This is a genomic window from Vreelandella xerophytica (assembly GCF_968048975.1).
Genome location: NZ_OZ309106.1, coordinates 3,491,516 through 3,516,246, shown reverse-complemented (window position 1 = coordinate 3,516,246; position 24,731 = coordinate 3,491,516). Strand labels below are relative to the sequence as shown.

Genomic DNA, 24,731 nt, shown 5'->3' with positions numbered 1-24,731 from the left:
GTTCATTGTTGTTTCCTTGGATGCGTAAACAAGACCCAAAAAAGGCCGGGCAGAGCCCGACCTTGATCAGTACGCCACGCCTGCCGGTGAAACGCTAGGCGAAAGCGGCGCGCATGAACGGCGGCAGCGCCAGGGCGCCGCGGTGAGCCTCTACCGTGTAGTACTGTAGCGGCATTTCGTGGTTCGCGGCAGCCTCTTCGCGAAAGCTTTCAACGCTTCCCGCCTTGCCCGCCAGCGTCACGCTCCACCAGCCCGACGGATAGACCGGTTGGGGGAAGGGCAGCGTCGCCACGCTCTCGAATCCCGCCGCCTGCATGTCCGCACGCAGCTCGCGAATGATCGAGCCGCTGTGATAAAGCGGCGATTCGCTTTGCTGCACCAGTACGCCGCCGGCTTTCAGGATGCGGTGGCAACGCTTCAGGAAATCGGTCTTGAAGAGCCCTTCCGCCGGGCCGACCGGGTCGGTGGAATCGATGATCAGCACGTCGATACTTTCGTCTTCGGCGTCATCGACCCACTTCACGCCGTCGGCGAACAATAGCTCGGCGCGGGGGTCGTCGTTGGACTCGACCAGCGTGGGGAAAAAGCGCCTGGAGGCCTTGGTGACCTCTTCGTCGATATCGATCTGGGTGACTTTCTCGACGCCTTCGTGGCGCAGCACCTCCTTGAGTGTGCCGCAGTCGCCGCCGCCGATGATCACCACCCGTTTCGGGTCCTGGTGAGTGAAAAGGGCCGGATGGGCGATCATTTCGTGGTACAGGAAGTTGTCGCGGTCGGTGAGCATCACGCAGCCATCCAGCACCATCAGGTTGCCGTAGGTCTCGGTGGCGTACACTTCCAGGTGTTGATACTCGCTCTGGACGTCAAGGAGCTTCTCGGTAATTTTCAGCGAGAAGGCGCTGGCGTGACTATCGAATACTTCGGTGAACCACTGCGCTTGATCGAGTTGACTCATGGTTGGGCTCCGGGGGTGCCTGAGCTTGCCTGATGATACTGCGGGCTAAGCTCGTGCAGCGCCTCCATGAAGGCGCTTACGTTATCGGGGTTGGTGAACTGGCTGATGCCGTGGCCCAGGTTGAAGACATGTCCCGGGCCGTGGCCGTAGCTTTCCAGCACTCGGGCCACTTCGGCGCGAATGGCGGAGGGGCGGGCGAACAGCACGTTGGGGTCCAGATTGCCCTGAAGCGCCACTTTATGGCCCACCCGGGCGCGGGCATCATTAAGTTCGGTGGTCCAGTCGAGCCCTACCGCATCAGACCCGGCGCAGGCGATGTCCTCGAGCCACTGGCCGCCGTTCTTGGTGAACAGGATCACCGGCACCCGGCGTCCGTCGTGCTCGCGAATCAGTCCCGAGACGATCTGCTCCATGTAGCGCAGCGAAAATTCGAGATACGCCGGTGTGGAAAGCGAACCGCCCCAGGTGTCGAAGATCTGCACCGCCTGGGCGCCGGCGCGAATCTGGGCGTTGAGGTAGTCGGTCACCGCATGGGCCAGCGTATCAAGGAGCTGGTGCATGGTGTCCGGGGTATCGTAGAGCATGGTTTTCAGGTGACGGAAATCCTTGCTGGAGCCGCCCTCGACCATGTAGGTGGCCAGCGTCCAGGGGCTTCCCGAGAAGCCGATCAACGGCATGCGCCCGTTGAGCTCGCGACGAATGGTGGACACCGCACGCATCACGTAGTCCAGGTCGCGCTCGGCATCGGGCACGCTGAGTGCGGCCACTTCTTCCGGGGTGCGTACGGTCTTGCGAAACTTGGGGCCTTCGCCGGTTTCGAAATAGAGCCCCAGGCCCATGGCGTCCGGAATCGTCAGGATATCCGAAAACAGGATGGCGGCGTCCAGCGGGAAGCGCTCCAGCGGCTGAAGCGTCACTTCACAGGCCAGATCGTGGTTGCGGCACAGGTCCATGAAACTGCCCGCATGGGCGCGGCGCTCGCGGTACTCGGGCAGGTAACGGCCCGCCTGGCGCATCATCCAGACCGGTGTGCGATCCACGCTCTGACGCGCCAGGGCGCGGAGAAAGCGGTCATTCTTTAACGGGGAGGGGGACATAAACGTCTGCTCTTGAGAAATTTGCCCATATTGTAGGGGAGGTAGTGTACTTCAGGATAGCCGCCTTCGCCGGGGCGCTGGGCGCAAAGGGACGGCGGCGTACTTTTAGCCGCACCCGCTTGTGCATCCAGGCCGTGAGGCCCGCGCCGCTTTTTGATAGACTACCCGGCTCTTTACATACTCACATCGTTTACGGCTCTGGTCGATTTGCGAGGTAACCCGTGACCATTCGCTTCATTGCCGCCTCCCGGCTGCCCACTCCCTGGGCCACATTTACCATGCACGGCTTCGAAGACGATGCGACGGGCAAGGATCATATCGCCCTGACGCTTGGCGATGTGACGGGCGATGCCCCGGTGCTCGGGCGCGTGCACTCCGAGTGCCTGACCGGCGATGCGCTGTTTTCCATGCGTTGCGACTGCGGCTATCAGCTGCAGGAAGCGCTCAAGCGTATCGCCGAAGAGGGGCGAGGGGTGCTTTTGTATCTGCGCCAGGAAGGCCGCGGCATTGGCCTTTTGAACAAGATTCGCGCCTATCATCTACAGGATCAGGGCGCGGATACCGTCGAGGCCAACGAGCAGCTCGGCTTCGGGGCGGATATGCGCCGCTACGACCTCTGCGTGCCGATGCTCGATCACCTGGGAATCACCTCGCTCAAGCTGATGACCAATAACCCCCGCAAGGTGGCCGCACTCACCAACGACGGCGTGAACGTGGTGGAGCGTTTGCCCATCACCACCGGGCTCAATCCTCACAACGAACAGTATCTGGCCACCAAGGCGGGCAAGCTTGGCCATATGATGGCACTGGATGATTTCACCCAGGCCGACAGCGTGGATATCGAGCGAAAGAAGTGAGCGCAATGATGCTTGACTCTTGTGTGCCTTCTGCTCAGTCTTGCCAGACGCACTGGTAGAAGGCACACAATGAAACAGTTATCGGAACAGGTGGGGAAACCGTTATCGATAGTACTGGTGGAAGACGACCCGGGCGACGCGGCGCTGATTCAGTACACGTTCAAGTACGATCATGGCAACAGTACACTGGCTTGGGTCGAAAGCCTGGCGCAACTTACCCACACCCTGACCGGGGCAACCTCTTCTCCAGACGTCATCCTGCTGGATCTCAGCCTTTCCGACGCCAGCGGCATTCAAACCGTTCTGGCCTGCAAGCAGATCGCGGGCGGCGTGCCCATCGTGGTGTTGACGGGGTTCGATGACGCGGACTTTTCTCTCGAAGTACTCGAAGCCGGCGCGCAGGACTACCTGATCAAGGGCAAGATCGATGCCGACGCGCTCCACCGCGCCATCCGTTACGCCATCAGTCGTGCCAAGCTCGAGCAGCGTCTGGTGATTTCGGAAGAGCGCATGGCTGCGGCGATCGAGGGTGCCAAGCTTGGCGTGTGGGAATGGCTGTTTCAGGAGAACGCGTTCATCTACAGCGATCGCTGGCTGGCGACGCTGGGCTATAAACGCGAAAACGCCGGTGTTCCGCAGAGCGTGGCTGAGTGGTTTGCCCAGATCCACCCGGACGATCTCGAGCGGGTCGAGGCCACCATCGAGCGCCATGTCCAGGGAGACGAGCCCAATTATCAGTGCGAATTCCGCATGCGCCACCAGGATGGCCACTGGGTGTGGGTGTTCGAGTCGGGGCATCTGGTCAGCCGCAGTGCGGACGGGCGGCCACTAAGGATGGTCGGCGTTCAGCAGGATATCAGCAAGCGCAAGGCAATGGAGGCGCAGCTGACCCAGCTGGCCATGTACGATGAGCTGACGGGTCTTCTCAACAGGCGAAGCTTCATGGACTTGGCCGGGCGCGAACTGGCGCGTTTGAAGCGCAAGGGAGGCTACGCCGTCTGCGTGGTGATGCTGGACCTGGACCGCTTCAAAGGCATCAACGACACCTTTGGTCACGGCGCAGGCGATGCGGTGTTGATTCATTTTGCCGAGGCCGTCACCCGGGAGCTGCGCCAGACGGATGTGTTTGCGCGCCTGGGGGGTGAAGAGTTCGTGGTGGTGCTTCCTGACACGGACCTGGCCGGCGGCGAGATAGCCGCGCAAAAGCTGCGCGCCGCCGTCGAGGCCATGCAGGTACCCATCGAGTCGCTGCCCACACCGCTGACGGTCACCACCAGCGTTGGCTTGGCACGCATGCGGGACGACGACCTGCTCCCGGACGGTGCGCTGGCAAGGGCCGACAGCGCCCTTTACGAAGCGAAAAAGAACGGGCGTAACCAGGTATGCGTCAACCATGAATGAGAATACCCTTCGCGCCGCGGCCACTCTCGGCGCTGATGGCTGGCCATGGGCGACGTTACTGCTCATCGTGCTGGCGCTCTCCCTAGTGCTGCACGGCTTGATCTATCGGCGCAGCCGTCAGCGCCTGGCTCGCTTGAAACGCCAGCAAAAGGCGCTGAACCATATTCTCTGGGGAACGGCGGCGGGTACCTGGGAGTGGGATATCCAGACCGGCGAGACGCGCATGAACGAACGCTGGGCGGAAATAGTCGGCTATACGCTTGAAGAGCTACAGCCCACCACCGTGGCGACCTGGGAGCGATTTTGCCATCCGCAGGAGCTGGCGCGCGCTCATCAGGCGCTGAAGGCGCATCTTGAAGGCAAGACCGACAGCTACAACATCGAGTTTCGCATGTGCCACCGCGAAGGCCGGGATGTCTGGGTCTTTGCGCGTGGCAAGGTCGTGACCCGGGACGAGGCGGGCGCGCCGCTCTGGATGGCCGGAACCCATATCGATATTACCCAGCGTAAGGAGGCCGAGGCAAAAGCCCAGGTGACGACGGATCGCCTCACCAAGCTGAGTGCGCGGCTGCCGGGGGCCATTTTTCAATACTGGCAGGGCGTGGACGGCACGGTACGCGTTCCCTACGCCAGTGTCGGGGTCAAGGATATCTACGGCCTCACCCCCGACGAGATCAGCCAGGACAGTAATCGCGTTTTCGAGGTTATCCACCCTGATGATCTGGACAAGATGGCAAAGAGCATCAACGCCTCCGCCCGGACGCTGAGCGTCTGGAACCTGACCTTCAGGGTGAATCATCCCGAGGCCGGGCTGCTCTGGATAGAGGGTGGCTCCACTCCTGAGCGTCTGGCCGACGGCAGCACGATCTGGCACGGCTACCTGCGCGATGTCACGGCCTCCTGTCTGCTCCAGCAAGAACGTGACGACTACCGGGAATCCCTGGAGAAATCCAATCGCGAACTGGAGCATTTCGCCTACGCCGCGTCCCACGACCTGCGCCAGCCGCTTCGCATGGTGACAAGCTACGCTCAGCTTCTCGAGCGCCACCTGGGCGACCGGCTGGACGAAGACGGCGGTGCCATGCTGCACTACATGAGCGACGGCGCCCGGCGCATGGACGCCATGCTGCTGTCGCTGCTGGAATACTCCCGAGTGGGCCGCCAGGAAGCGCCGTTTACCACGTTTTCGCTGCGCGAGCCGCTTGACGAGGCCCTCCATTTTCTCGCCCCGACCATAGCCGAAGCCCAGGCCACGGTACTCGTTCAGGGCGAATGGCCCGAGATCAACGCGAGCCGCGACGGGCTGACGCGACTTTTCCAGAATCTGATCGGCAACGCGCTCAAGTATCAAGCGTTTGATAAACCGGTCGAGGCAGCGATCGCCATCCAGCCTCGCTCCCTTGAGGGGGGCTTGCATATCACGGTCACCGATAACGGGATTGGCATCGAGGCCGATCAGATACCGCGCCTGTTCAAGGTGTTTCAACGTCTGCACAGCCGCGAGCGGTTCGAGGGCACCGGGGTGGGGCTTGCGATATGTCGCAAGATCGTCGAGCGCCACCATGGAAAAATCTGGGTCTCTTCATCGGGCCCGGGACAAGGCAGCTGTTTTCATGTCACGCTGCCTCACGAAGCGCCGAGGGCACCATGAAATTTCAAGGGGCGCACTACGCCGCGCATACTTGGCTTGTCGTGATGCTGGCAATGCTGCTGTTGCCGTTGAAGGGGTGGGCCCAGACAGGGTTCGATGAGTACTTCATGCGTAGTCCCGCACCGATGTGGATGGTCGCGGTCGACGATGGCGATATCCTGCGTGCCAACCCGGCTGCTGTCGCGTTCTACGGCTACGCCGACCTGGAACAGATGAACATCGACCAGATCAATACCTTTACCTCCGAGCAGGTGCGCGAGGACATCACCCGCGCCAGTCGCCAGGAGCGTAACCATCTCGTTGTTCGCCACCGGCTGGCCGATGACAGCATCAAGGTTGTCGGGATATATTCTCAGCCCTACAGCCTCGACGGCGAAAATGTCATGCTGTCATCGATTTACGATATGAGTATCGGGGATAGCGCCACGGAAAGACGCTATATCGAGACGGTCGAAGAGCAGGTGGATCTGCAAACCGCCGAATTAAGGCGCGCTCGTGCGCGGGCGCGCTGGTTCTGGATTGGCGGCGCACTGGCTCAGGGGCTCGTGATCGTTCTGTTGGCACTGGCGCTCTGGCGGCTGCGCAACACCCAGCGCGAAAACGTCCGGCTGATCGACGAACTCTCCTTTCGTAACCAGGAGCTTGAGCGCTTGAGCCAGGCCATGGCGCACCACTTCCAGGAACCGAGCCGTCGGCTGGTCTGTTTTGCCCACCAGCTACAGCGGGGCCCCGAAAAGGACGCCGACTCGGCCACGGCGCTGGCGGTTCACTTCATCGGCACCCAGTCGCAGCGCCTGAGCGATCTGGTCGGTGATGTTCAACGCTATCTTGGCGTGGACGCCATCGTGCCGAGCTGGGAAAGGGTAGACGTTGAGCGGCTGATCGCCGAGCTGTATCAGCATGAACCCGTGTTGGCGGACATGCGTGAGTCGGCGAGTCTGAGGATCGAAGGGAATCTGCCCGACGCCTGCTTCAACCATAAGCAGCTTACGTTGCTGTTCAAGCTGTTGCTGCACAACGCCTTGCAGTACCGTCACCCAGAGCGGCCCTTGAAGGTGGTGATCAGCGCCACCGTGAAAAGAGGACGCGCGTACTACCGGGTCGCGGACAACGGTCAGGGCATTGCGCCGGAGTATCGTCAGCAGGTGTTCGAGATGTTCACGCGGTTGGTGCCCAACGGTGAGAGCTACCCCGGTACCGGGGTGGGGCTTGCCACGGTGGTGAAGATGCTTCGTAAGGTGAAGGGGCGCATAACAGTAGAAGATGGCATGGAAGGCGGGGCGAGTCTTGTGTTCGACCTGCCGCTCGCCAGGGAGAAGTCGTGATGGATGGACACTTTGTCGTATTGCTGGTGGAAGATGAACCCGCGGATGTTCACTTGACCAAGATGGCCTTCAATGAAAGGCATATATGGGTGGATGTTCACGATGTAGGCGACGGCGTCGAGGCCCTCGCTTTTCTGCACCGTGAAGGAGAGTACCAGGCAGCGCCGAGGCCGGATCTGATCCTTCTGGATCTCAATATGCCGCGCATGGACGGCAAGGCCTTTTTGAAACGCGTCAAGTCTCTCGATAGCCTGCGCCAGATTCCGGTGGTGGTCTTGACCACCTCGGAAGCCGAATCGGATATCGTCGCCTCCTATGACCTGGGGGCCGCCGGGTTTATCGTCAAGCCCATGGATATCGAGCAGTTTATCGCCTCGATTCGGGCGCTGGAAAATTACTGGCTGACGCTGGTCAAAAGACCGGGCTAAAACCCGACTACCGGTCTCGCGCACGGGTGATGCGCTCGTAGGCGTTGCTTATCTCGCTGGTGCGCTGCTCGGCCATATCGCGCATGCTCTCGGGCAGGCCCTTGCTGGCCAGCTTGTCCGGGTGATTCTGGCTCATCAGGCGCCGGTACGCTTTTTTCACCTCCGCATCGCTTGTCTCTTCGCTGATACCCAGCACACGGTAGGCGTCCTCCAGCGATGCTTCACTGGTAGACGCTGCATTGCTCGAGGCGCGCTCCAGCATCGCCTCGATCTGCTGCATCTCGGTGTCGCTGCAACCAATCCCCCGGGCCACGCGCAGCATCAGAGTGCGCTCGGTGTCGTGAAGCTCGCCGTCGGCCACGATGGCGTTGAGCTGTACCTGAACGAACACTTGACGCAGCACCGGCTGGCGCCGGGTCAGATGGCCCACCTTGGCAAGTTCCGCGTCCAGGTCGAAACTGTCCGCCCGCCCCCGCTCGAAGGCCGCCCGGGCCTGGGCGCGCTGAGTCTCGTCAAACTGCATCTGACTGAAAAGGCGCTCGGCAATATCGCGCTCGTCGGCACTTACCCGGCCATCGGCCTGACAAAGACATCCCATGACGGAGAAGACCGACGCCAGGTAGTCTTCATCGATCTGCCGGCGCGCCGCAATCAGCCGGCGCCTTACACGTTGGGCCATCCAGAAGCCAAGCCCCGCGCCGAGTAAAAGCCCGAAAGGTCCAAAGACGGCAAGCCCCAGCAAGGCAAGCAACAAGGTCGAAATCGTCAGAAACGGCATAACACTCTCAAAGGTTGGGTGGAGGGGTTGATAAAAAGGGTTGATGGAAAGATTGATGGCAAGGTTTATGGAAAGATTAAAAGAAAGTTGGAAGCGAAAATCCCTGGCATGAATCACCACTATAGCAGGCAGTCCGTATCAGCATTGAGCCGTGGGAAGCAGTATAGAAGGATTCGTTTTCAGTGCCTGGTTTAACCGGACATCTTGATGTGAGCTTATCGGTTGACCCGCGAGGGCTGCGCCTGCATGTAATAGACGAGACGGTTTGAAATAAAGGGCAAATATTGAGCGAAAACACGCATATACCGGCATTATCGCTACCAGTGACAGCAATTTTGCCTTTTGTTAAACATCGTCGAGCGATACCTGGACTATAGTGATAGCTGGCAGGAGGCACCCTATCCGCTAAAAATGTCAGGAGGACAGCCATGAAAGCATTATGTTGGCACGGCAAGAACGACGTTCGATACGATACGGTTCCCGACCCGGAAATTGAGCATCCTCGCGATGCGATCATCAACGTCAGCAGCTGTGCGATCTGCGGCTCCGATCTTCACCTTTATGACCACTTTATCCCGGGCATGGAGTGTGGCGATGTACTCGGCCACGAGTTCATGGGCGAGGTCATGGAGGTCGGCAGCGCCAACAAGAAGCTCAAGGTAGGCGACCGGATCGTCGTTCCCTTTACCATCAACTGTGGCGAATGCGAGCAGTGCCTGCGAGGCAATTTTTCGGTCTGTGAGCGCTCCAACCGTAACAGTGACCTGGCTGCCAAGGCGTTTGGTCACGCCGGTGCGGGGCTGTTCGGCTACTCTCACCTTACCGGCGGCTACGCCGGCGGACAGGCTGAATACGTCCGCGTTCCCTTTGCCGACAGTACCCATATCAAGGTGCCCGATTCGCTCACCGATGAGCAGGTTCTCTTTCTGGGCGATATTTTCCCCACCGGGTGGCAGGCCGCCGTTCAGTGCGATATCCAGCCCACGGATACGGTCGTGGTCTGGGGCGCGGGTCCGGTAGGCCAGTTCTGCGTGCGCAGTGCGGTGCTGCTCGGCGCGCGGCAGGTCGTGGTCATCGATAACGTGCCGGAGCGTCTGACCATGGCGCAGGCGGGCGGGGCGATCACGATCAATTTCGATCATGAGAGCGTACTCGCCCGGCTTCAGGAGCTGACCAATGGCAAGGGGCCTGAAAAGTGCATCGACGCCGTAGGGCTCGAAGCCCACGCCACGCGCTCGCTGGACTCCGCCTATGACCGGGTGAAGCAGGCGGTCATGCTGGAAAGCGACCGCGCCCACGTGCTGCGCGAGATGATCTACGTCTGCCGTCCGGCCGGTGTGCTTTCCATTCCCGGCGTCTATGGCGGCCTGGTCGACAAGATTCCCATGGGCGCTCTGATGAACAAGGGCCTGACCGTGCGCACCGGCCAGACCCACGTGAATCGCTGGAGCGAGGATCTGTTGCGCCGGATCGACGAAGGCCAGATCGATCCTTCGTTCGTGATCACGCACTCTGTCGGGCTTGACCAGGGACCTGAGATGTACAACACCTTCCGCGAAAAGCAGGACGGGTGCGTCAAGGTCATTCTCAAGCCGTAAACGAGCAAAGGGAGGTTGCGATGGCACACTATCAACACGGCACGTCCAGGCGCATGACGCGTTCGCTGAGCAGCGCCGACAAGGTGGCCCGCGGTCTGGGCTGGCTGAGCCTGGGCATCGGACTTTATCAGTTGCTGGCGCCAAAGAGCGTAAGTCGGGCACTGGGTATGCGCGGCGTCAATGGGCGCGTACGCGCCGGCGGGGCTCGGGAGATCGTCAGCGGGATCGGCGCGCTCTCGGATAACCCCACCCAGGCGGTGTGGAGCCGCGTGGGCGGCGATGTTCTGGATCTGGCGTCGCTCACTTACGCCCTGCAGGATCGTCACAATCCCAAGCGCCAGAACGTTTATCTGGCGCTGACAGCGGTAGGAGTAATGACCGCCGTCGACCTCTGGTGTGCCAGGGCGCTGTCCCAGCGTCACGCCTACCAGGGAGGGATTACTCCCGATTATCGCTATCGAAGCGGTTTTCCGGGCGGCCTGGAAAGCGCCAATGGGGCGGCACGCTCGTTCGAGGTGCCGGATGACATGAAAGACGCGTTGCCCAACCCGCCTATTTAAGATTCCGGTGCCCGGTTGACCATTCGACCCCCAGTCGCTTGAAGGCGGCTGGGGGTCGAGCGTTTCAAGGGTCGCGCCCAGCGTTCATGCCAAGGGGTAGCGCCTTGCCTGGCTATTTCGCCAGCCGGGCCAGGCGTTTATCGATTGCCGCTTCGATCCCGGCCACGTCCAGGCCGCAATCGCGCAGCAGCTCATCCGGGGTGCCGTGCTCGACGAAGCTGTCGGGCAGGCCGAGGTTCAGCACATTTGCCCGCACGTCTTCGGCGTGAAGCAGCTCGAGTACCGCGCTGCCCGCGCCGCCGGCCACCACGTTCTCCTCGAGTGTGACCAGCAAGTCGTGCTCGGCGGCCGCCTCCAGGATCATGTGATGATCCAGCGGCTTGATCGAGCGCATGTTGATATGGGTAGCGCCGAGTTTCTCGGCAACCTCTTCAGCCGGGCCGTTCATGCTGCCAAAGGCCAGAAGCGCCACTTTGGAGCCCTTTTCATCGGCACGGCGGCGTATATCGGCCTTGCCGATGGTCAGCGGTTCCAGGTGATCAGGGGTGGCCACGCCCGGGCCGGTGCCCCGCGGGTAGCGTACCGCGGCAGGCCCCTCAAAGTGGTAGGCCGCGCTCAGCATGGCGCGGCACTCCGCTTCGTCCGCCGGGGCCAGCAGCACCATGTTGGGCACGCAGCGCAGAAACGAGATATCCATGCTGCCGTGGTGGGTGGGGCCGTCTTCGCCGACCAGTCCCGCGCGGTCGATGGCGAAGGTCACATCGAGACCCTGAACCGCCACATCGTGTATCAATTGATCATAACCGCGCTGCAGGAAGGTGGAATAGATCGCCACCACCGGCTTCATCGCCTCACAGGCCATGCCGGCAGCCAGGGTTACCGCGTGCTGCTCGGCAATCGCTACATCGAAGTAGCGCTCCGGGTACTCCCTTGAAAAGCGGATGAGATCCGAGCCTTCGCGCATGGCGGGGGTAATACCCATCAGCCGCTTGTCTGCGGCAGCCATGTCGCAAAGCCAGTGGCCGAACACGTTGCAGTACTTCTGCTTGGGCGCGGCGGGGGCGGGGGGTTTCGCAGTGTCAAACGCCTTGCTGGGCTTTTCCAGCTTGGTAATCGCGTGATAGCCGATCTGATCCGCTTCGGCGGGCAGAAACCCCTTGCCCTTGACGGTCTTGATATGCAGAAACTGCGGGCCGGTCTGGCTGCGCAGCGCGCTCAAGGTGTCGGTCAGCGCTTCCAGGTCATGGCCGTCGATGGGGCCGACGTAATTGAAGCCCAGCTCCTCGAACAGCGTGGCGGGGCTGACGAAGCCTTTCATGTGCTCTTCGGTGCGCTTGGCAAGCTTGAGCGCCCCCGGCAGGTGCGAGAGCACTTTCTTGCCCTCTTCACGCATCTTCAAATACGGCTTGCTTGCGAGCATGCGCGCCAGATACGTGGCCAGGCCTCCCACGTTTTCCGAGATCGACATTTCGTTGTCGTTGAGCACCACCAGCATATTGGCGTTCACATGGCCTGCATGGGTCAGTGCTTCAAAGGCCATGCCGGCGGTCAGGGCGCCGTCGCCGATAATGGCGCATACCCGACGAGGGTCGTTCTGGGCGCGGGCGGCCAGTGCCATGCCGAGGGCGGCCGAAATCGAGGTGCTGGAGTGGCCCACGCCGAAGGTGTCGTACTCGGATTCGGCGCGCCGGGGAAAGGCGGCCAGACCACTGTGCTGGCGAATGCCCAGCATCGCTTCGCGGCGCCCGGTCAGGATCTTGTGCGGGTAGGCCTGATGGCCGACATCCCACACCAGCCGGTCTTCGGGAGTGTGGTAAACGTGATGCAGCGCCACGCTCAGCTCCACCACCCCAAGGCCCGCGCCGAAGTGGCCTCCAGAGACGCCCACGCTATACAGAAGATAGGCGCGCAGTTCGTCGGCCAGCTGAGCCAGTTGGCGGTCGTCCATCGCCCGCAACGCAGCGGGATGGTCAAAGGAGTCGAGCAGCGGCGTGGTCGGGCGCTCCCGGGAAATCTCGTCGAACAGCTTCATGGGCATGTTTTCACGGTCTTTTTGGCATAGACATTGTTTAGTGGTCGCGCTCGATCATGTAGTGGGCCAAATCGGCCAGAGGAGCGGCGGGCTCGCCCAGCGGGGCTATTGCGGCGGTCGCTTCGACCATCAGCTCGCGCGCCTTGCGCTTGGCGCCTTCAAGACCCAAAAGGCTCGAATAGGTGGGCTTGGCCCGCGCCGCGTCAGCGCCGGATATCTTGCCAAGGGTCGCGGTATCACCGGTCACGTCCAGCACGTCGTCGTGGATCTGAAAGGCTAGTCCAATGGCGTGGGCGTAGCGAGTCAGCGCCTCAAGACGCGGGTCCGCCTCGTCGACGGCGGCAAGCCCGCCCAGGCGAACGGCGGCGACAATCAGCGCGCCGGTCTTGTGGGCGTGCATATGGGCAAGCGCCTCGACATCCGGAAGCCCGCCCACGGCGGCCAGATCCAGCGCTTGACCGGCTACCATGCCGTGGCGCCCGGAGGCGACGGCCAGCGTCGTCACCATGGCGGCCAGGCGCGGGTGGCTGGTACGGGCGAGTACTTCAAAGGCCAGTGCCTGCAGGGCATCGCCGGCGAGTATGGCGGTGGCCTCGTCAAACGCCTTGTGTACGGTGGGCTGGCCCCGGCGCAGGTCGTCATCATCCATGGCGGGCAGGTCGTCGTGAATCAGCGAGTAGGCGTGAATCAGCTCGATGGCCGCTGCCGGGGCGTCCAGCGTCTCGTCGCGTGCGCCCAGCGCCTGACCCGCCAGATAGACCAGCAGCGGGCGCAACCGCTTGCCGCCGACCAGAAGGCCATGATGCATCGCCGCTTCCAGACGCGCATCGATGGCGGTGTCGGGCTGAAAAAGCGCTTTCAGCGTCGCATCGACCCGGGCGTTGCTGGCCTCTCGGTGCGCGCTCAGCCGCGTGGCGGTCTCACTTACCATGGGGGCGTGTCCTCGGCATCGTCGTCTTCGGTATCGGGCGAGGCGGTCTGGCCTTCAAAGGGGGCCACGCTTGGCTTGCCGTCACTGTCTTCGCTCAGCGCCCGCACTTTCAGCTCGGCGCTGTCCAGGCGCTGCTGGGCATCGCGGGTGAGCCTTACGCCCTGTTCAAAGGCCGTGAGCGCCTCCTCCAGGGAGAGCTCGCCTGATTCAAGCCGCTCCACCAGGGTTTCAAGCGATGAAACCGTGGCGGCAAAATCCTGTGCGGGGGGAGTGCTATCGCTCATTAACCCATGCCTACCTGTTGGCGCCCTTGTCTCAATGGGCCGCGAGTGTGCGTGCCATTACCTTAAACGCACAGTATACACCCAGGCCAGGGGTTAGCGTCTGCCTTCTGGCCTGTAGAGCGGTCAACGTGCGTGACGTTCATTTTGAAAACGCACACTTTTCATCCCGGTCAGGCGCCGGAAAAGCGCTTGAGTGTGCTACCCTATCGGCCTTTCCGTGAACCGATACACGGCGCTTGTCGCCGATCATAGAGGTTGATTCAGCCATGGCCAAAACGTCCCTGGACAAGAGCAAGATCAAGATCCTGCTACTCGAGGGCGTCCACCAGAGCGCGGTGGACAATTTTCGCAACGCCGGATATGAAAATATCGAGCATCTGCCCACGTCCCTGGACGAAGAGGCGCTGATCGAGAAAATCCGCGACGTCCACTTTCTCGGCATCCGCTCGCGCACGCAGCTCAACGAACGCGTGTTCGCCGCTGCCGAGAAGCTGGTGGGCGTTGGCTGTTTCTGTATCGGTACCAACCAGGTGGATTTGAACGCCGCGCTCAAGCGAGGCGTGGCGGTGTTCAATGCGCCGTACTCCAACACCCGCTCGGTGGCCGAGCTGGTGCTGGCCGAGGCCATCATGCTGCTGCGCGGCATTCCAGAGAAGAATGCCCGCGCTCATCAGGGCGGCTGGCTGAAATCCGCCAGCAACTCTCATGAAGCCCGCGGCAAGACCCTGGGCATCGTGGGTTACGGCAGCATCGGCGCGCAGCTTTCGGTGCTGGCCGAATCGCTGGGCTTCAATGTCATCTATTTCGACAGCATCACCAAGCTGGGCATGGGTAACGCCAGCCAGGTCGGCAGCCTGCAAGATCTGCTGGGCCGCTCGGACGTGGTCAGCCTGCACGTGCCGGATCTGCCGTCCACCCGCTGGATGATCGGTGAAAAAGAGATCAACGCCATGAAGCCGGGCGCGATCTTCATCAACGCCTCGCGCGGCAGCGTCGTGGAAATCGAGCCGCTGGCCGACGCCATCAAGTCAGGCCATCTCAACGGCGCCGCCATCGACGTGTTCCCGGTGGAGCCCAAGGGCAATAACGAAGAGTTCGAAAGCCCGCTGCGTGGCCTGGAAAACGTGATCCTGACGCCGCATATCGGCGGATCGACCCTGGAGGCCCAGGAAAATATCGGTGTCGAAGTGGCTGAAAAGCTGATCACCTATTCCGATAACGGCACGACCATCACCTCGGTGAACTTCCCGGAGGTGGCGCTTCCCGCCCACCCGGACAAGCACCGTGTACTGCATATTCACGACAACGTGCCGGGGGTGCTTTCACAGATCAACCGCGTATTGTCGGAAAACGGCATCAACATTTCCGGGCAGTACCTGCAGACCAACGACAAGGTCGGCTACGTGGTCATCGATGTGGACAAGGCCTACGGCCCGCAGGCGCTCGAAGCGCTGAAACAGGTCGAGCATACCTTGAAGATCCGCGTGCTCTACTCGGCGCACAACAGCTAAGTTGTCCTGAGTCGACACCATCCCAAAAACGGCCTCCTTCGGGAGGCCGTTTTGCGTTGGGCTTAGGCCAAATCGAACAGCAACACATCGGCACCCACGGCGTCACCCAGTTCAAGCGGCTCGTCCGGGGTCAGTGCGACGGCGTCCCCGGCTTCAAGACGGGTGTCGTTTACCGTCAGCTCGCCTTTCACCACGTGAAGCCAGGCGTGGCGCCGGGGCGGCGGGGCGACAACGTCGCCGTCGAACAGGCCGCCGTAGAGGTTGACGCTCTGGTGGATACTCACCGAATCATCGTCCCCGTCTTGAGAGACGAGCAGGCGCCACTGCCCCTGGCGGGAGGCCGTGGAGAACGCTTTTTGCTCGTAACTCGGCTCGATGCCGCGGCTTAGCGGCTCGATCCAGATCTGGAGAAAGTGAAGCCCTTGGGTTTTGGAGTGGTTGTACTCGCTGTGGCGCACGCCGGTGCCGGCAGACATGCGCTGCACATCCCCCGGGCGCATGACTTCGATATTGCCCATGCTGTCCTCGTGAGCCATTTCGCCCTCGAGCACGTAGGAGATGATTTCCATGTCCCGGTGGGGGTGTGTGCCAAAGCCGTAGCCAGGCTTCACCCGGTCTTCGTTGATCACGCGAAGCGCACGAAACCCCATGTGGTCGGGGTCCATGTAGTTGGCAAAGGAGAACGTATGATAGGAGCGCAGCCAGTCGTGGTCGGCGTAACCGCGCGCTCGAGAGCGACGAATCTTCATGAGAGTTCCAGAGTCTGGATGGGAATAACGTCACTATACGCCAGGCCAGAAGCCGACGGCGTGAAGCTTTTGACGGCTTATCATCGATAAAATCGATAGATGGTGCCGTCTGTGCACGCCTTGACCTGCGTCAATCCGGCGCGATTCAAGTGCTGGGGCCTTTGGGGTAGAATGAGCGCGTTTTTCAACCCGGTCCGCCCTTTGCGAGGGCGACTACCTGGAGAGTTCGATGAGCCAATCTTCTGCTGCTGCGTCCATTGTGGTCGCCGCACTCTATAAATTCGTCACCCTGAACGACTTTGAAGCCCTGCGCGAGCCGCTCAGAAAGGCCATGGTGGATAACGGCGTCAAGGGCACTTTGCTGCTCGCCAAGGAAGGAATCAACGGGACCGTCGCCGGCTCCCGCGAAGGCATCGATGCGCTGCTGGCCTGGCTCACCGCGGACCCGCGCCTTCATGATATCGACCACAAGGAGTCGTATTGCGACGAGATGCCGTTCTACCGCACCAAGGTGAAGCTCAAGCGCGAGATCGTCACCCTGGGCATCGAGGGCATCGACCCCAATGACACCGTGGGCACCTACGTCGAACCCGAACAGTGGAACGATGTGATCAGTGACCCGGAAGTCCTGGTGATCGACACGCGCAACGACTACGAAGTCGAGATCGGCAGCTTCGAAGGCGCCCTCGACCCCAGGACGACGACGTTTCGCGAATTTCCCGAGTACGTGCGCCAGCATTTCGATCCGCAAAAGCACAAGAAGGTCGCCATGTTCTGCACCGGCGGCATTCGCTGCGAAAAGGCTTCGAGCTTCATGCTCAAGGAGGGCTTTGAAGAGGTATATCACCTCAAGGGCGGCGTGCTGAACTATCTGGAAAAGGTGCCGGAAGAGGCATCGCTCTGGCGCGGCGACTGTTTCGTGTTCGATAACCGCGTCACCGTGCGCCACGACTTGAGCGAAGGCGCCTTCGAGCAGTGCCACGCCTGCCGCCGGCCGATCTCGATGGACGATATGCGTTCCTCGGCCTATGAGCCCGGCATCAGTTGCCCCCACTGTATTGACTCGCTGCCGGAGAAGACCCGCGCAGCAGCCCGGGAGCGTCAGCGCCAGATCGACCTGGCCAAGGCCCGGGGCGAGCCCCACCCGCTGGGATTCGATCAGCGTAAAAAGAGCCAGAGCGCTTGAGCTTGCCGTTTCGGTAGCGCTTTTGGGCGCTGATATCGTCTACTCGCCCGAATGGGATTTATTTCCGTAAACGCGACACCAGCCCACGGGTCGCGTTATCCTGCTCGTTTTGCGCGGCAAGCGAGTAAGGAGAGAGCACGGTGAGCGACACCAAGCGCAGGTCAGTAGGACGCCCGGCGGGGGCCGCGAAAACAAGCGGTGGGCACAGCCAATCCTTGGTACGCGGCTTGACGTTACTGGAGCATCTGGCGGCAAGCCCGCTGGGGCTTGCGCTTTCCGAGCTTGCCGAGATGGCCGAGCTCGCCCCGTCCACTGCTCATCGTCTGCTGCAGGCGCTGCAAAGCCAGGGGTTCGTGACGCAGGAAAGCGAGCAGGGGCTCTGGCGCATCGATGTCAAGACCTTCCGCATCGGCAACAGCTTTCTGGAAGCGCGGGACGTGGTGGCCACCAGTCGCTCTTTTCTAAGAAGGCTCACCTCCGAAACCGGCGAAACCGCCAATCTCGGCATCCGCGATGGCGCCACAGCCGTATTTCTCGCCCAGCACGAATCCCCTCAAATGATGCGCATGATCACCCGACTGGGCTCGCGGGCGCCGCTGCACGCCTCGGGCGTAGGCAAGGCGCTTCTGGCGGGCATGAGCGATGACGAGCGCACCGAGCTTCTGAAAGGGGATGCCCTGGCCCGTGTGACTCCCAACACCTTCTTCGACCCCGAGGCAATCGAGGCGGAAGTGCGTACCATCCGCGCCCAGGGCTTCGCCTGCGACCGTGAAGAGCACGCCATCGGCCTTCATTGCGTGGCCGCGTGCATCTTCGACGAGCGTCGCATGCCGCTTGCCGCGATTTCCGTGTCAGGCCCCATGGCACGTATCCCCGAACAGCGCCTGCTGGCGCTGGGCGAACTGGTCCGCGAGGCGGCCAACGATATTACCGCAAGGCTGGGGGGCCGGCTGCCCTAGGCCCGTCGTTGTCAGGCCCCAAGCGATATCACGGCTGTTTTAACCCATGTTACTCTTTTAACCCATGTTACTCTAAGCCCCTGTCAAACGGCGCTGCTGAACTCCCAGCATGCGCGATGTACGACTCAAGGCTATGATTTGCATAACGCGATTTAGTCGTTAGATTGAATACACTACACCACCTACAGGGAGACTCAGGTGTGACGCCACTACGATCACTACCTTGGCTAGGCGTTTGGTTGCTCGCGCTCTTTGCCATGATCAGTCCGGCGCTTGCGCAAACCACGCTAAGTGCCGGCAATGACCAGACAACGGAAGTGGAGCAAGCGCCGCCCTCTTACGAGGCTCTGGCCGAGCTTCTGGAAAACGACGAGGCTCGCCAACAGCTGATCGAGCGTCTGCGTGACGAGGCCTCGACGTTGCCCGATGGCCTTGAAAGCGAGCTCTCCCCCGAGGCCGCCGCCCAGGGTGGCAACATGGCACCTGAAGACGTCTCGCTGCCCCGCCAGCTTGCCGAGTTGACCAGCCGGGTGGTGGGCGATGTCGGCGCGCAGCTGGAGCAGGCGGTAGGTATCGTGGGTGGCCTGTTCAGCGGCCAGGGCGGTGGCAGTTTCGATACCGCTGCCTTCATGAGCGCAGCGATCAATCTAGGCATCGTGATTGCCGCCACCTTCGCCATCTTCATGATTTTCCGGCGTCTGGCGCAATCGGTATTCACCCGGCTCGGCAACTGGTCGCAAAGCGGCGAAAGCGCCACTTCCATACTGCGTCTGGTGGCCTGTGTCGCGATTGCCGCGCTGGTCGATGTACTGATCATCGGTGCCTCCTACGTGGTGGGTAATCTGATCGCGACGTTCGCCGTGGGAGAAACCGGCGAGCTTTCCACCCGCGCTTCGCTGTTCCTCAACGCCTTCTTGGTCATCGAGCTGATCAAGGCGGCGTTTCGCATGCTCTTCTCGTCACGCTACGAGGGGCTGCGGCTCTTGCCCGTTTCCGCCCAGGAAGCCTCCTACTGGAACCGCTGGATCGCCCAGCTGGTCGGCATGGTCGGCTATGGCCTGATGGTGGTGGTCCCGCTGGTCAACTTCTATATCACCCCCACCCTTGGTCAGGCGGTAGGTACCCTGATCATGGTGCTGGCCTTCATCTACGCCGTGGCGGTGGTGTTGAAAAATCGCGTGCGCCTGCGCGATAACCTGCACGACATGAGTCGCCGCACCACGATGACGGCCAGCCGTATCTCGCTGAACCTGTTCGCCCGCACCTGGCACCTGTTTGCGCTGCTCTACTTTTTGATCGTGTTCGTGCTTACCCTGGTGCGCCCGGGCGATGCGCTGCCGTTTGTGCTGTTCGCGACGCTCAAGACGCTGGTGGCGGTGGTGGTGGGCATCTTGCTCTCCAGTTTCCTGACTCAGTCCATTGGTCGGCGTATCCGCCTGTCGGACGATTTGCGCCGCAAGCTGCCGCTGCTGGAGCACCGCCTCAACAGCTACGTTCCCAATGCCCTTCGTGTCCTGCGCACGATCATTCTCGTGGCCGTGATCATGGTCGTGCTCGATGCCTGGGGGGCGTTCAACCTGGCCTCCTGGTACGCCTCCGAGCGCGGTGCGCTGATCGTGGGCCGCTTGATCAGCATTGCGGTCATCTTGATCGTGGCCCTGGGTGTCTGGCTGGGTCTTGCCAGTCTGATCGAACACAAGCTCAACCCGGAAACCGGTGGCGGCGAGCCTTCACCGCGGGCGAAAACCCTGCTGAGCCTGTTTCGTAACGCTCTGGCGGTTGCCATGGTCACCATTACCGGCATGATCGTGCTCTCGGAAATCGGTATCAATATCGGCCCGCTGATCGCCGGTGCCGGTGTGCTGGGTCTGGCCATCGGTTTTGGTGCCCAGAAACTGGTGCAGGACGTCATCACCGGGGTGTTCATTCAGATCGAAAACGCCATGAACACCGGCGATGTCGTCACCGTGGGGGGCATCACCGGCACCGCCGAGCGCCTGAGCATTCGTTCGGTAGCGATCCGCGATCTCTCCGGTACCTACCACGTCGTGCCGTTCTCAAGCGTCGACACCGTGTCGAACTACATGCGCGAATACGGCAACCACGTGGGCGAGTACGGTATTGCTTACCGTGAAAACATCGATCATGCGATCGATCAGCTCAAGCTGGCATTCGAGGATCTCAAAGCCAGCGAAGAGCACGGCTTCAAGCTGCTGGCGGACATGACCGTGGCCGGCGTGACGGCGCTTGCCGACAGCTCCGTGAACATCCGTGTGGTGATCAAGACCACCCCGGGCGATCAGTGGGGCGTCGGTCGCGCCTTCAACCGCCTGGTGAAGATGCGCTTCGACGAAGCCGGTATCGAGATCCCGTTCCCGCATACCACGCTCTACTTCGGCGAGGACCGGGACGGCAAGGCACCGCCTGCGAACCTGCGCATTCTGGAGTCGACTGCCAAGGAAAAGAGCGCGGTCCAAACCCCCGTCTCCGATTCGGCGACGCCCAGCCAGCGTACCAGCGAGGCGGACCACGAGACGCCGCACCACGACGACGTCGATGATACTGACGATACCTGAATCCGGGTCGTCAGATAAACGCAGCAGGGCCGCCTTCGGGCGGCCCTGCTGCGTTTGAGCGTCCGCCTCATGTTTTCCCTGAATGGGCCGATAAACTCTTGGGCGTTCATCCGGGGATGCAAACCACACGCATGTTCAGCCTTGCCACCAACATGTCGTCGCTTCGCGTGCAGCACAATCTGCACTCCAGTCAGCAAGCGATCAATACTTCCATGCAGCGGCTCTCCTCAGGGCTGCGGATCACTAGCGCCAAGGATGATCCGGCGGGGCAAGCCATTGCCAACCGAATGGGCGCGCAGATTCGCGGCATGCAACAGGCCATTCGCAATACCCACGACGGTATTTCCCTGGTGCAGACCGCCGAAGGGTCACTCAATCAGATCAACGACAACCTGCAGCGCATTCGGGAGCTCAGCGTGCAGGCGAGTAGCGACACCTATTCCGCTCAGGACCGGCGCTCGATCCAGGACGAGATCGATCAACGCCTGGAGGAGATCGACCGCATTGCCGGGCAGGGCAACTTCAACGGCATCACTTTTCTGGGCGAGTCGCGGGAGCTTGCCATTCAGATAGGTCCCAACGCCGGCGATACCATCAGCGTGCGCATGACGGCAATGAACCGCCAGTCGCTTGGCCTTGAAGGCTTCAGCGTGCTGGAAGGCGAGGCCACACAACGCCCCATGGCGCTGCTCGATGAAGCGATCAATAAGCTCGACCGGCAGCGAAGCTACTTCGGCGCCACGCAGAACCGCTTCGAGAGCGTGATCGAAGGGCTCGACAATGGGATCGTCAATCTTTCCAACGCCCAGTCGCGCATTCAGGACGCCGACTATGCCCGCGAAGTCTCCAATCTCATCCGTGCCCAGATCCTCCAGCAGGCCGGCATGGCGATACTCGCCCAGGCCAATCAACAACCCCAAATGATCCTGCGGTTGTTGGAAGGGCTTTGATCCGACGCCCGTCGACCATTCCTTTTTTACCGCTTTTCTCCGCTGTCGTACGCGTAACAAGCGCCGAATACGCTACCCATTCCAATAGGGCATGGATTAGATGTTTTTTTTCGTTTGTGATCTGCGCTGCGAGTTTGCTTTGATAAGGCTATTCACACCGCACTGACAGGAGACGCAACGGCGATGGATCTTCCCCATGTAAGTGCTGCATTGGGCCTTATACATCCGATCTGTGTTGCCCGCGGGCGCAATGCCGAAGTTTGGGATGAGGCGGGACAGCGCTATATCGATTTCATCGGTGGTATCGGGGTCCTCAATCTCGGGCATGGGCACCCGGCCGTGGTCGACGCCGTTAAAGCGCAGGTGGAAACCTTGATGCACTCGGCGTTCAACGCCGTGCCCCATCGCGGCTATCTGGCGGTCGTCGAGGCGTTGAACCAGTTCGTGCCGGTGTCTTACCCGCTTTCCTGCATGCTGACCAACAGCGGCGCAGAAGCGACCGAAAACGCACTGAAAGTAGCCCGTGGCGTGACGCGCCGCCAGGCGGTCATTGCATTCGATGATGCCTTCCATGGCCGTACGCTGGCGGCGCTGAACTTGAACGGCAAGGTCAAACCGTATAAATCGGGGCTTGGCGCCTTGCCGGGACCGGTTTATCACCTGCCTTTCCCAAGTCGCGATAGCGGCGTGACCGCCGAGCAGTCGCTGGCGGCGCTGGAGCGATTGTTCGAGGTCGAGATACCCGCCGATGAAGTGGCGTGCATGGTGGTCGAGCCCATCCAAGGCGAAGGCGGCTTTCGTTTGCTGTGCCCGGCGTTTGCCAGGACGATGCGCGATATCTGTAACCAGCACGGCATTCTATTGATTTTCGATGAAATTCAGTCCGGGTTCGGGCGTAGCGGCAAGCGCTTCGGCTTTACCCATCTAGGCGTCGAACCCGATCTCTTGCTGATGGGCAAAAGCATCGCGTCGGGTTTGCCTCTAGCGGCGTTGGGCGGGCGTAAGGAGCTGATGGATGCGCTGCCCAAGGGCGCGCTAGGCGGTACCTATTCAGGTAACGCCGTGGCCTGTGCGGCGGCGCTGGCGGTCATGGAGGTCATGCAGGAAGATACGCTGACCACATGGGGTGAGCGCCAGGAAGCATTGATTGTCGAGGCTTACCAGGCCTGGCAGTCAAGTGGGCGTTTTCCCATGCTGGGGGCCATGACCGGCATCGGCGCCATGCGCGGTATCGTGTTCGAGGACACAGAAAGCGCCACCGGCGCTGAACATCTGGCGACGCTGCTGGCCGCCGGGCGTGAAGCCGGCATTCTACTGATGCCCAGCGGGCGTAAACGTAACATTCTGCGCCTGCTACCTCCCTTGACCACCGAACCGGAAATACTTGGAGAAGGGCTGGGGCTTATCGAGCAAGCGCTAAAGACACTGCGTGCATGATCGCAAGCGCAGCCGGCGCCCAGCGCTAACGCTTTTACCTTAAATACCCATGGAGAGTCTTGAAATGACCCAGACGACGTTTCTTCCCACTAACGAGATTCGTGACCGCTTCTCCAAAGCCATGTCGGCCATGTATCAGACCGAAGTGCCCCAGTACGGCACGCTCCTAGAGCTGGTCGAGCAGGTCAACGAGGAAACCCTCGCCCAGCAGCCCGAGCTGCGCCGTCGCCTTGAGGCCCAGGGTGAACTTGCGCGCTTGAGCGTCGAACGCCATGGCGCCATTCGGGTGGGGTCGGCCGACGAGCTTTCCATGCTGCGTCGCCTGTTCGCCGTCATGGGCATGTATCCCGTGGGCTATTACGACCTTTCAGAAGCGGGGGTGCCGGTGCACTCCACGGCGTTTCGGCCTATCGAGGATGAGGCACTGGCGTGCAACCCGTTTCGCGTGTTCACCTCACTGCTGCGCCTGGAGCTGATTGAAAGTGAAGTACTGCGCCAGCGAGCCGATGACATTCTGGCGAAGCGAGATATTTTTACGTCCAAGGCGCGCGAGCTGATCGAGCAGTGTGAAGCCCAGGGTGGACTGACCGCTGAGCAGGCTGACCAGTTTGTCGAAGAAGCCTTGGAGACTTTCCGTTGGCACCAAAACGCCACAGTGGATCTGGACACCTATAAGGCGCTGCACGACGAGCACCGTCTGATTGCCGATGTAGTATGCTTTCGCGGCCCGCATATCAACCACCTGACGCCACGCACGCTGGATATCGACGAAGTTCAGCGGCGTATGCCGAGCGTGGGTATGAACCCCAAGGCAGTAATCGAAGGCCCGCCGCGTCGCGAATGCCCGATTCTGCTGCGCCAGACCAGTTTCAAGGCGCTGGAAGAGTCGATCCGTTTTGCCGGCGACGCACAGGGCACGCATACCGCCCGCTTCGGTGAGATCGAACAGCGTGGCATGGCGCTGACGCCCAAGGGCCGGGCACTGTACGACCAGTTGCTCGGCGAAGGCCGCAAGCAGGCATCGGGGTTGGATAACGAGGCACACCAGGCCGTCATGAACAAGGTGTTCGCGGCCCTTCCCGACAACGACGAAGCGATGCGTCGTGAAGGTCTGGCCTACTTCCATTATCACCTGACCGAGGCTGGTAAAGCTGCGGGACCCCATGCCGACGCCGATATAGAAACCTTGATAGAGAAAGGCCTGGTGGAAGCGCAGCCGATTACCTACGAAGACTTTCTCCCGGTCAGTGCGGCGGGCATCTTCCAATCGAACCTGGGCGGTGGCGAGAACGAAGCCTATGCTGGCAATGCCAATCGTGAGGCGTTTGAAGAAGCGTTAGGGGCGCCGGTCACCGACGAGCTTGCCCTGTACGCCGAGCGTGAACAGGCGTCCAAACAGCGAGTGCTGGCAGGCTGATCGCTGGGCATTAGAATGTTTGATTAAGCGTTCAGGCTGCCCACACGGG

At 61.3% G+C, this 24,731-nt stretch carries 21 protein-coding genes; 14 read left to right on the top strand and 7 right to left on the bottom strand.

Annotated features, from left to right (window positions below; translation table 11 throughout):
• Positions 1 to 94 precede the first annotated feature (94 nt).
• Both speE and hemE read right to left on the bottom strand, forming a co-directional pair.
• Positions 95 to 955: a polyamine aminopropyltransferase gene (gene speE / locus ACWF8S_RS16445; protein WP_447554520.1), complete on the bottom strand. Its 861-nt coding sequence runs from the start codon at positions 953 to 955 to the stop codon at positions 95 to 97.
• The gene (hemE, locus tag ACWF8S_RS16440; protein ID WP_447554519.1) at positions 952 to 2,052 is read right to left on the bottom strand and encodes a uroporphyrinogen decarboxylase; all 1,101 of its coding nucleotides are present in this window, start codon (positions 2,050 to 2,052) and stop codon (positions 952 to 954) included. Before hemE ends, speE begins: the two co-directional genes overlap by 4 nt.
• A 221-nt stretch (positions 2,053 to 2,273) precedes the next feature.
• On the opposite strand from hemE, the gene ribA reads away from it, so the two are divergent.
• The 5 genes from ribA (at position 2,274) to ACWF8S_RS16415 (ending at position 7,714) form a co-directional block, all read left to right on the top strand.
• On the top strand, positions 2,274 to 2,909 hold the full coding sequence (gene ribA, locus ACWF8S_RS16435; RefSeq protein ID WP_447554517.1) for a GTP cyclohydrolase II: 636 nt from the start codon (positions 2,274 to 2,276) through the stop codon (positions 2,907 to 2,909).
• Between the two features lie 69 nt (positions 2,910 to 2,978).
• A complete protein-coding gene (locus ACWF8S_RS16430) occupies positions 2,979 to 4,310 on the top strand; it encodes a diguanylate cyclase (protein WP_447554516.1) in 1,332 nt (443 codons plus the stop codon).
• Complete coding sequence (locus ACWF8S_RS16425) at positions 4,303 to 5,961, top strand: sensor histidine kinase (RefSeq protein WP_447554515.1); 1,659 nt, start codon at positions 4,303 to 4,305, stop codon at positions 5,959 to 5,961. The genes ACWF8S_RS16430 and ACWF8S_RS16425 overlap by 8 nt, the downstream gene beginning before the upstream one ends.
• Positions 5,958 to 7,286, top strand: a complete 1,329-nt coding sequence (locus tag ACWF8S_RS16420; protein WP_447554513.1) for a sensor histidine kinase — start codon at positions 5,958 to 5,960, stop codon at positions 7,284 to 7,286. The genes ACWF8S_RS16425 and ACWF8S_RS16420 overlap by 4 nt, the downstream gene beginning before the upstream one ends.
• The gene (locus ACWF8S_RS16415) at positions 7,286 to 7,714 is read left to right on the top strand and encodes a response regulator (RefSeq protein WP_447554511.1); all 429 of its coding nucleotides are present in this window, start codon (positions 7,286 to 7,288) and stop codon (positions 7,712 to 7,714) included. The genes ACWF8S_RS16420 and ACWF8S_RS16415 overlap by 1 nt, the downstream gene beginning before the upstream one ends.
• Positions 7,715 to 7,721: 7 nt before the next feature.
• On the opposite strand, the gene djlA is transcribed toward ACWF8S_RS16415, so the two are convergent.
• A complete protein-coding gene (djlA, locus tag ACWF8S_RS16410; protein ID WP_447556623.1) occupies positions 7,722 to 8,483 on the bottom strand; it encodes a co-chaperone DjlA in 762 nt (253 codons plus the stop codon).
• 437 nt (positions 8,484 to 8,920) lie between these two features.
• On the opposite strand from djlA, the gene ACWF8S_RS16405 reads away from it, so the two are divergent.
• A complete protein-coding gene (locus tag ACWF8S_RS16405; RefSeq protein ID WP_447554510.1) occupies positions 8,921 to 10,090 on the top strand; it encodes a zinc-dependent alcohol dehydrogenase in 1,170 nt (389 codons plus the stop codon).
• A 20-nt stretch (positions 10,091 to 10,110) separates the two neighbouring features.
• Positions 10,111 to 10,650, top strand: coding sequence for a hypothetical protein (locus ACWF8S_RS16400; protein ID WP_447554508.1), 540 nt, complete (start codon positions 10,111 to 10,113; stop codon positions 10,648 to 10,650).
• 112 nt (positions 10,651 to 10,762) lie between these two features.
• On the opposite strand, the gene dxs is transcribed toward ACWF8S_RS16400, so the two are convergent.
• Genes dxs through ACWF8S_RS16385 form a run of 3 tightly spaced genes read right to left on the bottom strand, consistent with a single transcriptional unit; the run spans position 10,763 to position 13,897 of the window.
• Positions 10,763 to 12,688, bottom strand: coding sequence for a 1-deoxy-D-xylulose-5-phosphate synthase (gene dxs / locus ACWF8S_RS16395; RefSeq protein WP_447554506.1), 1,926 nt, complete (start codon positions 12,686 to 12,688; stop codon positions 10,763 to 10,765).
• A 31-nt stretch (positions 12,689 to 12,719) separates the two neighbouring features.
• Positions 12,720 to 13,613 carry a (2E,6E)-farnesyl diphosphate synthase gene (gene ispA / locus ACWF8S_RS16390; RefSeq protein WP_447554505.1) on the bottom strand — a complete coding sequence of 298 codons (894 nt, stop codon included), beginning with the start codon at positions 13,611 to 13,613 and terminating at the stop codon, positions 12,720 to 12,722.
• The gene (locus ACWF8S_RS16385; protein WP_447554504.1) at positions 13,607 to 13,897 is read right to left on the bottom strand and encodes an exodeoxyribonuclease VII small subunit; all 291 of its coding nucleotides are present in this window, start codon (positions 13,895 to 13,897) and stop codon (positions 13,607 to 13,609) included. The genes ispA and ACWF8S_RS16385 overlap by 7 nt, the downstream gene beginning before the upstream one ends.
• 266 nt (positions 13,898 to 14,163) lie before the next feature.
• Between ACWF8S_RS16385 and serA the strand changes: the two genes are divergently transcribed.
• On the top strand, positions 14,164 to 15,408 hold the full coding sequence (gene serA, locus ACWF8S_RS16380; RefSeq protein WP_447554503.1) for a phosphoglycerate dehydrogenase: 1,245 nt from the start codon (positions 14,164 to 14,166) through the stop codon (positions 15,406 to 15,408).
• 62 nt (positions 15,409 to 15,470) lie between these two features.
• Here the strand turns inward: serA and ACWF8S_RS16375 are convergent, their stop codons facing one another.
• Positions 15,471 to 16,157 carry a pirin family protein gene (locus tag ACWF8S_RS16375; protein WP_447554502.1) on the bottom strand — a complete coding sequence of 229 codons (687 nt, stop codon included), beginning with the start codon at positions 16,155 to 16,157 and terminating at the stop codon, positions 15,471 to 15,473.
• Between the two features lie 229 nt (positions 16,158 to 16,386).
• Between ACWF8S_RS16375 and trhO the strand changes: the two genes are divergently transcribed.
• The 6 genes from trhO to hglS all read left to right on the top strand — a co-directional run bounded on the left by trhO (position 16,387) and on the right by hglS (position 24,682).
• Positions 16,387 to 17,343, top strand: a complete 957-nt coding sequence (trhO, locus tag ACWF8S_RS16370) for an oxygen-dependent tRNA uridine(34) hydroxylase TrhO (protein WP_447554501.1) — start codon at positions 16,387 to 16,389, stop codon at positions 17,341 to 17,343.
• A gap of 140 nt (positions 17,344 to 17,483) precedes the next feature.
• Positions 17,484 to 18,302: an IclR family transcriptional regulator gene (locus ACWF8S_RS16365; RefSeq protein ID WP_447554500.1), complete on the top strand. Its 819-nt coding sequence runs from the start codon at positions 17,484 to 17,486 to the stop codon at positions 18,300 to 18,302.
• Between the two features lie 200 nt (positions 18,303 to 18,502).
• A complete protein-coding gene (gene ybiO, locus ACWF8S_RS16360; protein ID WP_447554498.1) occupies positions 18,503 to 20,878 on the top strand; it encodes a mechanosensitive channel protein in 2,376 nt (791 codons plus the stop codon).
• A 131-nt stretch (positions 20,879 to 21,009) separates the two neighbouring features.
• A complete protein-coding gene (locus tag ACWF8S_RS16355; protein WP_447556622.1) occupies positions 21,010 to 21,828 on the top strand; it encodes a flagellin N-terminal helical domain-containing protein in 819 nt (272 codons plus the stop codon).
• A 183-nt stretch (positions 21,829 to 22,011) separates the two neighbouring features.
• Positions 22,012 to 23,265, top strand: coding sequence for a 2-aminoadipate transaminase (locus ACWF8S_RS16350; protein WP_447554497.1), 1,254 nt, complete (start codon positions 22,012 to 22,014; stop codon positions 23,263 to 23,265).
• Positions 23,266 to 23,329: 64 nt separating this feature from the next.
• The gene (hglS, locus tag ACWF8S_RS16345; protein WP_447554496.1) at positions 23,330 to 24,682 is read left to right on the top strand and encodes a 2-oxoadipate dioxygenase/decarboxylase HglS; all 1,353 of its coding nucleotides are present in this window, start codon (positions 23,330 to 23,332) and stop codon (positions 24,680 to 24,682) included.
• The last annotated feature ends 49 nt before the right edge of the window (positions 24,683 to 24,731 follow it).

Coding starts and splice junctions, on each gene's coding strand:
- dxs (WP_447554506.1), bottom strand. CDS start 12,688: ATGCCCATGAAGCTGTTCGACGAGATTTCCCGGGAGCGCCCGACCACG.
- ACWF8S_RS16420 (WP_447554513.1), top strand. CDS start 5,958: ATGAAATTTCAAGGGGCGCACTACGCCGCGCATACTTGGCTTGTCGTG.
- ACWF8S_RS16350 (WP_447554497.1), top strand. CDS start 22,012: ATGGATCTTCCCCATGTAAGTGCTGCATTGGGCCTTATACATCCGATC.
- hglS (WP_447554496.1), top strand. CDS start 23,330: ATGACCCAGACGACGTTTCTTCCCACTAACGAGATTCGTGACCGCTTC.
- ACWF8S_RS16385 (WP_447554504.1), bottom strand. CDS start 13,897: ATGAGCGATAGCACTCCCCCCGCACAGGATTTTGCCGCCACGGTTTCA.
- speE (WP_447554520.1), bottom strand. CDS start 955: ATGAGTCAACTCGATCAAGCGCAGTGGTTCACCGAAGTATTCGATAGT.
- ACWF8S_RS16375 (WP_447554502.1), bottom strand. CDS start 16,157: ATGAAGATTCGTCGCTCTCGAGCGCGCGGTTACGCCGACCACGACTGG.
- ACWF8S_RS16415 (WP_447554511.1), top strand. CDS start 7,286: ATGGATGGACACTTTGTCGTATTGCTGGTGGAAGATGAACCCGCGGAT.
- ACWF8S_RS16430 (WP_447554516.1), top strand. CDS start 2,979: ATGAAACAGTTATCGGAACAGGTGGGGAAACCGTTATCGATAGTACTG.
- ispA (WP_447554505.1), bottom strand. CDS start 13,613: ATGGTAAGTGAGACCGCCACGCGGCTGAGCGCGCACCGAGAGGCCAGC.
- ACWF8S_RS16425 (WP_447554515.1), top strand. CDS start 4,303: ATGAATGAGAATACCCTTCGCGCCGCGGCCACTCTCGGCGCTGATGGC.
- ACWF8S_RS16400 (WP_447554508.1), top strand. CDS start 10,111: ATGGCACACTATCAACACGGCACGTCCAGGCGCATGACGCGTTCGCTG.
- ACWF8S_RS16355 (WP_447556622.1), top strand. CDS start 21,010: ATGTTCAGCCTTGCCACCAACATGTCGTCGCTTCGCGTGCAGCACAAT.
- trhO (WP_447554501.1), top strand. CDS start 16,387: ATGAGCCAATCTTCTGCTGCTGCGTCCATTGTGGTCGCCGCACTCTAT.
- hemE (WP_447554519.1), bottom strand. CDS start 2,052: ATGTCCCCCTCCCCGTTAAAGAATGACCGCTTTCTCCGCGCCCTGGCG.
- ACWF8S_RS16405 (WP_447554510.1), top strand. CDS start 8,921: ATGAAAGCATTATGTTGGCACGGCAAGAACGACGTTCGATACGATACG.
- serA (WP_447554503.1), top strand. CDS start 14,164: ATGGCCAAAACGTCCCTGGACAAGAGCAAGATCAAGATCCTGCTACTC.